Genomic DNA, 12391 nt, shown 5'->3' on the forward strand with positions numbered 1-12391 from the left:
CGACGGACTTGTTAATCGGCTTGGCTCACGTCCTTTTTCGCCAATCGTAGACACGCTGTTAACCAGCTGTTGTGGTCGAGTTGGGCCGTCAAACCACAGTCCTTTCTAACGTCCTCGGCGTGCCATCAAGTACCAGTGAGGCCGTACGGATCGCCGTACTCGCCGACTCCGACACCCGGTGGAAATGGGGCGCGCTCACCGCGCGTCGTATCGCCCCGGGCGACGCCCCGGATTCCATCGGGCTGAGCGGCTTTCTGCTGCGCGGCCGGGCCACTCCCACGGCCCGCCAGCTCGCCGAGGTGGGCGCGAGCGCCGACGAGCTGCGCGAGGTGACCGGGAACGAGTTCCTGGGGGCGATACGGGACGCGGACGGGCCGTACGACGTGATCGTGCTCGCGCTCGTCGGCGGCGCCGTCCAGGCCATGCTGCACGGACTCGCCGCCCTGCCACTGCCGCGGCGGCCCGTCGTCGTCACCGGCTATGTCGGCGTCGTCTACGAGAAGCTCGCCGACGGACTGCTGCTGCGGCACGGCGCGGACGTCGTGCTCGCCAACTCCCGCCACGACGCGGACCGTTTCCGCGCGGTGTACGAAGGCGTGGGCGCCGACGCCTCGTGCGTCACCGAGGCCGCGCTGCCCTTCCTCGGCGGCGCGCCCCACCGGGCCGAGGAGGGCCGCGACAGCGTCGTCTTCGCCGCCCAGCCCTCCGTGCCCGAGTCCCGCGCCGACCGCACCTATCTGCTGCGGCGACTGGTCGAGCACGCAAGGCTCCACCCGCACCGCGAGGTGCTGCTGAAGCTGCGCTCCAAGCCCGGCGAGCACACCACGCACCTGGAAGAGCTGCCGTACCAGAAGCTCGCCGACCGGCTGCCCGGCGGACTGCCGCCCAACTTCCGCCTGGTGTACGGGCACATGGGCGAGGTTCTCGACCGCACCGACCTGCTGGTGACTCTCTCCTCGACGGCCGCGCTGGAGTCCCTGCACCGCGGCATCCCCACCGCGGTCCTCACCGACCTGGGCGTGCGCGAGGCGCTGGGCAACCACCACTTCCTCGGCTCCGGGCTGCTGACCTCCTGGGACCGGCTCGACGGCGGCCACCGGCCGGCCCCCGACCCGGACTGGCTGGCCAGGCAGGGCGTCGCCGCCGACGGTGCGTACGACACGGCCTTCGACGCGGCCCGCAAGCGCGTCGCCGAGCTGCTCGAGCGTCCCGGACTCCCGCCGCTTGCTCCGTACTACACGCCCGCGACAGCGCCCGGCTATCTGCCCGGCATCCTCGCCCGCCACCACCTGGCCCCCGACGGCACCCCGCTGCCGGGCGCGGCTGCCAAGGCCGAGATCAGCGGCGTACGGCGGGTGGTGCGCGACGCCGTACGGAACGCGGCGCGCGGCGCGTACCGCCACGGCGTGCAGCGCGTCGCCCCCGTCATCCGCCGGATGGGCGAGCTGTGAGCCCCCACCGCACGCCCGTCTTCAACTCCCGTACTCAGGAGCCCCGATGACCGTTCTCGCCGTGATCCCCGCCCGTGGCGGCTCCAAGGGCGTACCGGCCAAGAACCTGGCCCCCGTGGGCGGCGTGCCGCTCGTGGCGCGCGCCGTGCGCGAGAGCCTTGCCGCCCGCCTGGTCACGAGCGTCGTGGTCTCCACGGACGACCCGGACATCGCGGCCGCCGCGCGCGGCGCCGGTGCCGAAGTGGTGCTGCGCCCCGCGGCGATCGCGGGGGACACCGCCACCAGCGAGGCCGCGGTGCTGCACGCGATGGACGCGCACGAGGCGATGCACGGCAAGTCCGTGGACGTGGTCCTGCTCGTCCAGTGCACCAGCCCGTTCCTGACGCGCGAGGACGTCGAGGGCGTCGCGTCCGCGGTCGTCGAGGGCGGCGCGGACAGCGCGGTGACCGTCGCGCCCTTCCACGGCTTCGTCTGGCGCGAGGAGGACGGCGACGTCGGCTCCGCGACGAACATCGGCGCCCAGCGCGCCGCCGGCTCCACGGCGCTGCTCGTCGACACCGCCGAGGCCTCGGGGTACGGCGTCAACCACGACGCGTCCTTCCGGCCGCGCCGCCAGGACCGGCGGCAGGACTTCCTGGAGACCGGCGCCGCGTACGCGATGTCCGCCACCGGCTTCCGGGAGGCCGGGCACCGCTTCTTCGGGCGCACCGCGCTCGTACGCACCGACCCGGCGCGCGTCCTGGAGGTCGACGACCCGCACGACCTCGACCGGGCCCGCGCGCTCGCACCGCTGCTCGGCACCTCCGCGCTGCCCACGCGCGAGGACGTCGACGCCGTCGTCCTGGACTTCGACGGCACGCAGACGGACGACCGCGTGTACATCGACGCGGACGGCCGCGAAACAGTCGCCGTGCACCGCGGCGACGGCCTCGGCATCGCGCATCTGCGCAAGGCGGGCCTGGAGCTGCTCATCCTGTCCACCGAGCAGAACCCGGTCGTCGCCGCCCGCGCCCGCAAACTCCGGATCCCCGTCCTGCACGGCATCGACCGCAAGGACCTCGCACTGAAGCAGTGGTGCGAGGAGCACGGGATCGCGCCGGAGCGGGTGCTCTACGTCGGCAACGACGTCAACGACCTTCCGTGCTTCCACCTCGCCGGCTGGCCCGTGGCCGTGGCGAGTGCGCACGGCTCCGTACGCGACGCCGCGCGTGTCGTCACCACCGCGCGCGGCGGCGAGGGGGCGATCCGCGAGATCGCCGCCTGGCTCCTCGGCCCGACGCTCCACACCCCTGCCAACACCGCCCCTGCACCTACCCACGACACCCCTGCCTCGTCCCACAACTCCCCTGAGTAAGGAACTTCCCCCATGAGCACGTCCCGTCTGCGCACCCTCGGCACCAAGACCGCGGGCCCCGGTCACCCCGTCTACGTCACCGGCGAGATCGGCATCAACCACAACGGCGACCTGCACAACGCCTTTGCGCTCATCGACGCCGCCGCCGACGCGGGCTGCGACGCGGTCAAGTTCCAGAAGCGCACCCCCGAGATCTGCACCCCGCGCGACCAGTGGGACATCGAGCGCGACACCCCCTGGGGCCGGATGACATACATCGACTACCGCCACCGGGTTGAGTTCGGCGAGGACGAGTACCGCCAGATCGACGCGCACTGCAAGAAGCGCGGCATCGACTGGTTCGCGTCCCCGTGGGACACCGAGGCCGTCGCCTTCCTGGAGAAGTTCGACGTCCCGGCCCACAAGGTCGCCTCCGCCTCGCTCACCGACGACGAACTGCTGCGCGCCCTGCGCGCCACCGGCAAGACCGTCATCCTCTCCACCGGCATGTCCACGCCGCGCCAGATCCGGCACGCGGTGGAGGTGCTCGGCAGCGACAACATCCTGCTCTGCCACGCCACGTCGACGTACCCGGCGAAGGCCGAAGAGCTCAACCTCAGCGTGATCAACACCCTCCAGGCCGAGTACCCGAACGTCCCGATCGGCTACAGCGGCCACGAGACGGGCCTGCAGACCACGCTCGCCGCGGTCGCGCTCGGCGCCGCGTTCGTCGAGCGCCACATCACGCTCGACCGCGCGATGTGGGGCTCCGACCAGGCCGCCTCGGTCGAGCCGGGTGGCCTGCAGCGACTGGTCCGCGACATCCGGACCATCGAGACCGCGCTCGGTGACGGCGTCAAGAAGGTCTACGAGTCCGAGCTCGCGCCGATGAAGAAGCTGCGCCGCGTCGCGGGCGTCGTCGCCGAGGCGGGCGACCGTGAGCCGGCCGCGGTCTGACGTGTCCGCCGCCGCGCCGAGTCGTCCCGCCGCCCCGCTGTGTCGTCCCGCCGACCGGGAATCACGAGGTGAACGACGGTGAATCTCGCCTTCGTCGAGAGTCCGGTCCAGCTTCTGAACGTCCTGGAGTGGGCGCACGCCCGGCCGGGTGCGACGCTGGCCGGTGTCCCCGGGCAGCCGACCGGCCCGGTCGGCACGAGGCGGCTCCCGGTCGCCGATCTCACCGTGGTCGTCCTGTCGCCCACCGATCCGATGTCGCGTGGCCAGCTGCGCCGGATGGCGGAGCTGGCCCGCGACGAGGGGTTCACGGTGCGCTGGCAGGAGGCGCGCGGCGGCGCGGGCGCGCCGCTGAAGACGGTGCGCGAGCTGGCCCCGATGCTGCACCGTGCCGAGCGCATCGTGATCGGGGACCCGTTCTCGCGCTACGTACAGCTGCTGCTGACGCTCTTCGGCGGCAAGGATCTGACCGTGGTCGACGACGGCACCGCCACCATGGAGTTCGTGGCGCAGCTGGCGCGCGGCGAGAAGCTGGTGCGCTGGCACCGGCGCGGCAGGCGCGGCCCGCGCGAGCTCGTCCTCGCACCGGTCACCTTTCTGGCCCGCCGCAGGCTCACCCCGTCCCGCAGCCGTGACGTCGAGGTCTTCACCTCGATGCCGGTCGAGCCGCCGCCGGGGGTCACGCTCACACCGAACCGGTTCGCCTGGACCCGCTCCCGCTTCGGACCGCCCAAGATCACCCGGGGTGCCGACCTGGTCGGCACGTCCCTCGTGGAGACGGGCGTCGTCGACCCGGACCAGTATGTGGAGGCGGTCGCCGCGCTGGCCCGTACGCACGGTGCGACGCGCTACTTCGCACACCGCCGCGAGAGCTCCGACAAGCTGCACCGGCTCGCCGTCGAGACCGGTCTGGAGATCGTCCGCCCGGATCTGCCGCTGGAGCTGATCGCCCGCCGTGGCCCGATCGGGCGTACGGTCCTCAGCTTCCCCTCCACCGTGGTGCACACCCTGCCGCTCGCCCTGGTGGGCACGGGCATCAGGGTCGCGGTCTGCGACATCGCACCGGAGTGGCTCAGGGACACAGCGTCACCGCGGGCCCAGGGGTTCCTGGCGGGGGTGACAGGGACGGCCAGGGATGTGCAGCGGCTGCCCGCACCGGCCTGAAACCGTGATCGTTCGGCCGTCCGCGGGTTGAGGTACGGTCGAGAAGAGGAGTGAGCTTACCCACAGGCGTGGGCAATCATGCACCTCGGGGCCACCTTTCCTTACCCTAACGGGCTGAACTTTTGTTGATCAGTGGTCAGTTGGCCGGTCTCTGGGCCTACTCTTCAACAGGTGAACCAACTGATGTCCCGCGACTCCGAAGCCGACCTGCCCGGTGAAGCGCCCGGGGAAGCAGTACTGCCCGGCACGCTGTCCGAATCGCTGCGCGCCGAACTGATCACCTTCCGCCGCGACTTGCACATGCACCCCGAGCTCGGCAACCAGGAGTTCCGTACCACCGCCGCGCTCAAGGCGCGACTGGAGCAGGCAGGCCTGCGGCCCCGCGTACTCTCCACCGGCACCGGGCTCATGTGCGACATCGGCAGCGATTCAGAAGGGGCGCGAAGCTCGCACAAGGATGGTGGTGGGCGACGGGTGGGAGGGATGCGTCCCCTCTTCGCGCTCCGCGCCGACATCGACGCGCTCCCCATCCCGGACACCAAGACCGGGGTGCCCTACCGCTCCACCGTCCCCGACCGGGCCCACGCCTGCGGGCACGACGTGCACACCGCCGCGGTCCTCGGCGCCGGGCTCGTGCTCGCGGACCTCGACCGGCAGGGGCTGCTGCCGCAGCCGGTCCGGCTGATCTTCCAGCCCGCCGAGGAGGTGCTGCCCGGCGGAGCGCTCGACGCCATAGAGTCGGGCGTCCTCGAAGGCGTGAGCAAGATCATCGCGGTGCACTGCGACCCCAAGGTCGACGCGGGCGTCATCGGGCTGCGCCCCGGCCCCATCACCTCCGCCTGCGACCGCCTCGAGGTCACCCTCGACGGCCCGGGCGGTCACACCGCCCGCCCGCATCTGACCACCGACATGGTGAACGCCGCCGCGAAGGTCGTCACCGAGGTCCCCGCCCTGCTGGCCCGCCGCGTCGACACACGCTCCGGACTCGCGGTGACCTGGGGCCGTATCGAGGCGGGCCACGCCTGCAACGTCATCCCGCAGCACGCGGAGCTGTCCGGCACCGTCCGCTGCCTGGACCTGGCGGGCTGGCGCGCGGCTCCCGACCTGGTGCACGCCGCCATCGACGAGATCGCCACCCTGCACCGGGCCAAGTCGCAGATCAACTACATCCGCGGGGTCCCGCCGGTGGTCAACGACCCGGTCGTCACCGAGCTGCTGCGCGACGCGCAGACCGCGCGCCGGGGATCGTACGCAATCGAGGACACCGAACAGAGCCTGGGCGGCGAGGACTTCTCCTGGTACCTGGAGCATGTCCCGGGCGCGATGGCGCGACTGGGCGTGCGCACGCCCGGCGACACCACCCGGCGCGATCTGCACCGGGGCGACTTCGACGCGGACGAGCACGCGATCACGGTCGGCGTGGAGCTCTTTACGGCGGCTGCGCTGCTCGACGGACGCGCCTGAGCCGCGACGCTTCGCGAGTGAGCCGGCCCGTCGATGTTCTCGGCGGGCCGACTCATGTTGATCGTCTCTGCCCCGCTCAGGTCGGAGCGGCCCGCCTGTCTGGCAATGCTCATGCCGATCGCAGCGGGAGCGGTCTTTCGGGTGTTCAATGGGTTCCACTCCACTTACAACGTCCGAGTGACCGAATGGCTTGATCGTGTCGCTGCGTGTAGCTGTCGAGGTTGGGAGTGGGATGCTGCTTGAGTCGTCTGCCAAGTCCTGGCGGGTTCGCTGTTCGCGACGATCCGATAACGACTCATGAACAGGTCTTTAACTGACATCTACGCGCGTTACGATCGCGGCAAAACCAGCGCCGGAAGAGGCGCTTTCGGTCAGTCTTGAAGGGACCCTTCCTCTTGCGCCGGGTATCCAAGATCACTGCCGCGTGTATCGCCACCGCGGCCCTCGCTTTCACCGCCACCGCATGTGGCGAGTCGTCCACCGAGTCCTCGGGCTCGACCCAGGGCACCCTCAAGATCGGCATGGCCTACGACGTCGGTGGCCGTGGCGACAACTCCTTCAACGACTCCGCGGCCCGCGGTCTGGACAAGGCCAAGGCCGAGTTCAAGGCCGAGACCAAGGAGCTCACCGCCAAGAACGGTGAGACCCCGGCCGACCGTGAGGCGCGTCTGGCCTCCCTCGCCGAGGGCGGCTACGACCCCGTCATCGCGGTGGGCTTCGCCTACAAGGACGCGCTCGACAAGGTGGCGGCCAAGTACCCGAAGGTCAACTTCGGTCTGGTCGACTCCGTCGCCGAGGCGAAGAACGTCGACAACATCGTCTTCACCGAGGAGCAGGGCTCGTACCTCGCCGGTGTCGCGGCGGCGCTCAAGTCCAAGGACGGTCAGATCGGCTTCATCGGCGGTGTGGACCTTCCGCTGATCAAGAAGTTCGCGGCCGGCTTCCAGCAGGGCGTCCTGGAGACCAACCCCAAGGCCAAGGTGCAGATCCAGTACCTGTCCACGGGCTCGGACCTCTCCGGCTTCGGCAGCCCGGACAAGGGCGAGGCCGCGGCCAAGGGCATGCTCGACAAGGGCATCGACGTCATCTACGCGGCGGCCGGCGGCTCCGGCGCCGGTGCGATCGAGGCCGTGGCCGCCCAGAAGGGCGCCTGGGCCATCGGCGTCGACTCCGACCAGGCCAAGGACCCGGCTCTGGCCAAGTACGCCGGCTCGATCCTGACGTCGGTCGTCAAGAACGTGGACACTGGTGTCTACGAGCTCGCCAAGTCCGTCAAGGACGGCAAGCCGCTCACCGGAACGCACGTGTACTCGCTCGCCGAGAACGGCGTCAGCCTGACCACCACGGGTGACCACCTCAAGGACATCCAGCCCAAGCTCGACGAGGCGAAGAAGAAGATCGTCGACGGCACCATCAAGGTCAAGACCACGACCTGACCGGCCCGTGACGGGGCCCGGAGGAGCTGCTTCGGCCGCTTGTCCGGGCCCCGACTCACGTAGCGGGTTCGGCACCTCAACAATTTGGCGGCGCTACGCGCGTAGCACTCCCCCTACGCGGTATTTTTCGCCACCACCGCCTCTGCTCCTCCCACTCCCTGCCTAGGAGAGTGCGCCATCAAAGCGTCCAGCACTTCCCATGCCGTAGAGCTCCGCGGCATCACCAAGCGATTCCCCGGGGTCGTGGCCAACCACGACATCGACATCACCGTGCGCCGCGGCACCGTGCACGCCCTCGTCGGCGAGAACGGTGCGGGCAAGTCCACTCTGATGAAGATCCTTTACGGCATGCAGAAGCCGGACGAGGGCACCATCGCGGTGGACGGCGAGCAGGTCTCGTTCCACGATCCCGGCGACGCCATCGACCGCGGCATCGGCATGGTGCACCAGCACTTCATGCTCGCCGACTACCTCACCGTCCTCGAGAACGTCGTCCTCGGCTCCGAGAAGCTGCACGGCATCGGCGACAAGGCACGCGCCAAGATCAAAGAGATCTCGGACGCGTACGGCCTCAACATCCGTCCGGACGCCTATGTCGAGGACCTCGGTGTCGCCGACCGCCAGCGCGTGGAGATCCTCAAGGTCCTCTACCGCGGCGCCCGCATCCTCATCCTCGACGAGCCGACCGCCGTGCTCGTCCCGCAGGAGGTCGACGCGCTCTTCGAGAACCTGCGCGGACTCAAGGCCGAGGGCCTGACGGTCATCTTCATCTCGCACAAGCTGGGTGAGGTGCTGTCGGTCGCCGACACGATCACGGTCATCCGCCGCGGCACCACGGTCGGCGACGCCGACCCGAAGTCGGTCACCACCAAGCAGCTCGCCGAGCTGATGGTCGGCAGCCAGCTGCCCTCGCCGGAGACCCGTGAGTCGACCGTTACCGACACGCCGATGCTCACCGTCCAGGACCTGCGGCTGACCGCCACCGACCCCGACGGTGTCGTACGCGCGGTGCTCGACGGCATCAACTTCACCATCCACAAGGGTGAGGTGCTCGGCATCGCCGGCGTCGAGGGCAACGGCCAGTCCGAACTGGTCGAGGCCATCATGGGCATGCGGACCCCGGACACCGGCGTCCTCACCCTGAACACCGCCGACATCTCGCACGCGCCGACGCGCAAGCGCCGCGAGCACGGTGTCGCCGTCATCCCCGAGGACCGTCACCGGCACGGACTGCTGCTGGAAGCCCCGCTCTGGGAGAACCGCATCCTCGGCCATGTCACCGAGGAGCCCAACAGCAAGGGCGCGTTCCTCGACCTCAAGGCCGCCCGCGCCGACACCGCGCGGATCGTGCGCGAGTACGACGTACGCACCCCCGGAATCGAAGTCACCGCGGCCTCCCTCTCCGGCGGCAACCAGCAGAAACTGATCGTCGGCCGCGAGATGAGCCACAGCCCGAAGCTGCTGATCGCGGCCCACCCCACCCGCGGCGTGGACGTCGGCGCGCAGGCGCAGATCTGGGACCAGATCCGCGCGGCACGCCGCGAGGGCCTGGCCGTACTGCTCATCTCCGCGGACCTGGACGAGCTGATCGGGCTCTCCGACACGCTGCGTGTCATGTACCGCGGCCGGCTGGTCGCCGACGCCGACCCTGCCACCATCACTCCCGAGGAGCTGGGTTCGGCCATGACGGGTGCCGCCACCGGGCACCTCGAAGCGCCGGGCAACAACGCCGACGGCCACCCCGTCAACGACCCCGACGGGGGAGAGGACCGATGAAGAAGATCGACAAGGAGCGAGTGCTCCTGGGGATTGCCGCGCCCCTGCTCGCGATCGTGGTCGCCTTCCTGGTGACGGCCCTGGTGCTGGCCGCCACCGGCAAGGAGCCGTTCAACGCCTTCGGCATCATGTTCGACTACGGCACGAAGTCGGACAGCCAGGTCTACATCCTGAACAAGGGCACCACGTACTACCTGGCGGGTCTCGCGGTCGCCCTCGGCTTCCGGATGAACCTGTTCAACATCGGTGTCGACGGCCAGTACCGGCTCGCGGCCTTCTTCGCCGCCGCGCTCGGCGGCGCGCTGACCCTCCCCGGCGTCGTGCAGATCCCGCTGATCATCCTCACCGCGATGATCGTCGGCGCGATGTGGGCCGGTATCGCCGGTGTTCTCAAGGTCACCCGGGGAGTCAGCGAGGTCGTCTCGACGATCATGCTGAACGCGATCGCCACGGCGATCATCGGCTACCTCCTCCAGGTCGGCCGGCTCGGCCACCTCGACAAGGCCGGCACGAAGATCTCCACCACCCCGATCCCCGAGTCCTCCCACTTCTTCGAGTTCCCGACCACGCCGACCCCCATCTGGGGCTTCATCGTGATCGCGATCATCGCGGGCATCGGGTACTGGTTCGCGCTGTCGCGCACCCGCTTCGGCTTCGACCTGCGTACGGTCGGCCAGTCCGGCTCCGCGGCCGAGGCCAGCGGCGTCGACGTGAAGAAGATGGTCGTCACCTCGATGCTGATCTCCGGCGCCATGGCCGGTCTTATCGGTATGCCGACCCTGCTCAACGACTCCTTCGAGTACAGCGGTGACTTCCCGGTCGGTGTCGGCTTCACCGGCATCGCCATCGCCCTCCTCGGCCGCAACAACCCCGTCGGCATCGCGCTCGGCGCGGTGCTCTGGGCCTTCTTGGAGCGCGGCTCCGGAAAGCTCGAGTTCGAGGGCTACGACAAGGAGATCGTCGGCGTCATCCAGGGCGTCATCGTCCTGTGTGTCGTCATCGCCTACGAAGTGGTGCGCCGCTACGGCATCAAGCGTCAGCAGCGGCAGGTCGGCGAGAAGCTCGCCGCCCAGGCCAGTAACTCCGACCAGCAGGAGGTGTCGGCGTGAGCGCCACGGCGACTTCCACCCCGCCGCCCGCGGCCCCCAAGGTGGACGGCGGCAAGGGCGGCCGCACCCGCCTCTCACTCCCCGTCATTCTGCTGATCATCGCGGGAGCCCTGCTCGCGCTGTCCGCGGTGCGTGCCATCACCGGCGCCCAGGACATCACGTCGGCGGGTCAGATCAGCGCGGCACTCGCCATGGCGGTGCCGATCGGCCTCGCCGGTCTCGGCGGTCTGTGGGCCGAGCGCGCGGGCGTGGTCAACATCGGCCTCGAAGGCATGATGATCCTCGGCACCTTCTTCGGTGCCTGGGCCGGCTGGCAGACCAGCCCCTGGCTCGGCGTACTCGCCGGTGTGCTCGGCGGCATGTTCGGCGGTCTGCTGCACGCGGTCGCCACCGTCACCTTCGGCGTCGACCACATCATCTCCGGTATCGCGATCAACATCCTGGCGGTCGGTGTCACCACCTACTTCGCCAAGCTGTGGTTCAACTCCGGTGAGGCGGCGTCCAAGGGCGGCAGCCCCAAGCAGTCCCCGCCGGTCGACGAGATCACCTCGGTCACGATTCCGGGGATCTCCGACTGGCTGCATTCGATCGAGGCGCACCACTGGTTCTTCATCTCGGACCTGGCGGGTGTGCTGGGCGGCGTGGTCACCAACCTGTCGCTGCTGACGATCCTGGCGGCCGTGCTGTTCGTGCTGACCTTCTTTGTCCTGTGGAAGACCGCGTTCGGTCTGCGGCTGCGCTCCTGCGGCGAGAACCCGATCGCGGCGGAGTCGCTCGGCGTCAACGTCTACACGTACAAGTACATCGCGGTGATCGTCTCCGGCGGTCTGGCGGGTCTCGGCGGCGCGTTCCTCTCGCTCGTCACCTCGCACATCTACAACGAGGGCCAGACGGGCGGCCGCGGTTACATCGGCCTCGCGGCGATGATCTTCGGTAACTGGCGGCCCGGCGGTCTCGCCATGGGCGCGGGCCTGTTCGGCTTCTCCGACGCGCTCCAACTGCGCAACGGCGGCGAGTCCGTCCACGCGCTGCTTCTGCTGCTGGTGGTCGTGCTCGCGGGTCTCGCGGCCTGGAAGCTCTACCGCAAGAGCTTCGTCCCCTCCGTGATCAGCGCGGTCATCGCCGTCAGCGTCCTGCTCTGGTACCTCAGCACGGAAACGGTCCCGAACGAGTTCGTGACGGCCACTCCGTACGTGGTGACGCTGCTGGTCCTGTCGCTGTCCGCGCAGCGGCTGCGGATGCCGAAGGCCGACGGAATGCGCTACCGCAAGGGTCAGGGCAAGTGACGACGTCCGTGACCTTCGACTGGGACGCTCTGCGCAAGCAGGCGCGCGAGGCGATGTCGCGTGCGTACGCCCCGTACTCGGGCTTCCCGGTCGGAGTCGCGGCGGTCGTCGACGACGGCCGCACGGTGACCGGCTGCAACGTCGAGAACGCGTCGTACGGGCTGAGCCTGTGCGCGGAGTGCGGTCTCGTCTCGCAGCTCCAGGCCACCGGCGGCGGCCGGCTGACCCACTTCACCTGTGTGGACGGCCGGGGCGAGGTCCTGGTCCCGTGCGGCCGGTGCCGTCAGCTGCTGTACGAGTTCGGCGGGCCCGAACTGCTGCTGGAGACCCCGGAAGGGGTGCTCCCGCTCTCCGAGATGCTGCCGCATTCCTTCGGGCCCGGGCATCTGGGCTAGCCTCGCGGCCCTCCCGTTCGGCG

The 12391-nt window shown here is 69.8% G+C and carries 10 protein-coding genes; all 10 read left to right on the forward strand.

Translation table 11 applies throughout. The features are described 5' to 3' along the window. The first annotated feature begins 119 nt into the window (after positions 1-119). The 10 genes from ACI2LP_RS19585 (at position 120) to ACI2LP_RS19630 (ending at position 12368) form a co-directional block, all read left to right on the forward strand. Positions 120-1451 carry a DUF6716 putative glycosyltransferase gene (locus ACI2LP_RS19585; protein ID WP_404725739.1) on the forward strand — a complete coding sequence of 444 codons (1332 nt, stop codon included), beginning with the start codon at positions 120-122 and terminating at the stop codon, positions 1449-1451. A 46-nt stretch (positions 1452-1497) separates the two neighbouring features. Continuing rightward, entirely contained in the window at positions 1498-2805 is a 1308-nt protein-coding gene (locus ACI2LP_RS19590) for a cytidylyltransferase domain-containing protein (RefSeq protein WP_404725740.1), read from the forward strand. A 12-nt stretch (positions 2806-2817) separates the two neighbouring features. Further along, complete coding sequence (locus ACI2LP_RS19595; protein ID WP_404725741.1) at positions 2818-3741, forward strand: N-acetylneuraminate synthase family protein; 924 nt, start codon at positions 2818-2820, stop codon at positions 3739-3741. Positions 3742-3819: 78 nt separating this feature from the next. Next, positions 3820-4902, forward strand: coding sequence for a hypothetical protein (locus ACI2LP_RS19600; protein WP_404725742.1), 1083 nt, complete (start codon positions 3820-3822; stop codon positions 4900-4902). Positions 4903-5085: 183 nt separating this feature from the next. After that, positions 5086-6366: an amidohydrolase gene (locus tag ACI2LP_RS19605; protein ID WP_404725815.1), complete on the forward strand. Its 1281-nt coding sequence runs from the start codon at positions 5086-5088 to the stop codon at positions 6364-6366. A 395-nt stretch (positions 6367-6761) separates the two neighbouring features. Then, positions 6762-7802, forward strand: a complete 1041-nt coding sequence (locus tag ACI2LP_RS19610) for a BMP family protein (protein WP_404725743.1) — start codon at positions 6762-6764, stop codon at positions 7800-7802. 177 nt (positions 7803-7979) lie between these two features. Further along, entirely contained in the window at positions 7980-9578 is a 1599-nt protein-coding gene (locus ACI2LP_RS19615) for an ABC transporter ATP-binding protein (protein WP_404725816.1), read from the forward strand. Next, complete coding sequence (locus ACI2LP_RS19620) at positions 9575-10687, forward strand: ABC transporter permease (protein ID WP_404725744.1); 1113 nt, start codon at positions 9575-9577, stop codon at positions 10685-10687. The genes ACI2LP_RS19615 and ACI2LP_RS19620 overlap by 4 nt, the downstream gene beginning before the upstream one ends. Next, positions 10684-11973, forward strand: coding sequence for an ABC transporter permease (locus ACI2LP_RS19625; RefSeq protein ID WP_404725745.1), 1290 nt, complete (start codon positions 10684-10686; stop codon positions 11971-11973). The genes ACI2LP_RS19620 and ACI2LP_RS19625 overlap by 4 nt, the downstream gene beginning before the upstream one ends. Next, on the forward strand, positions 11970-12368 hold the full coding sequence (locus tag ACI2LP_RS19630; protein WP_404725746.1) for a cytidine deaminase: 399 nt from the start codon (positions 11970-11972) through the stop codon (positions 12366-12368). Before ACI2LP_RS19625 ends, ACI2LP_RS19630 begins: the two co-directional genes overlap by 4 nt. Positions 12369-12391: the final 23 nt, after the last annotated feature.

The organism is Streptomyces sp. NPDC019890 (assembly GCF_044903445.1).
In the GTDB taxonomy this organism is placed as follows: domain Bacteria; phylum Actinomycetota; class Actinomycetes; order Streptomycetales; family Streptomycetaceae; genus Streptomyces.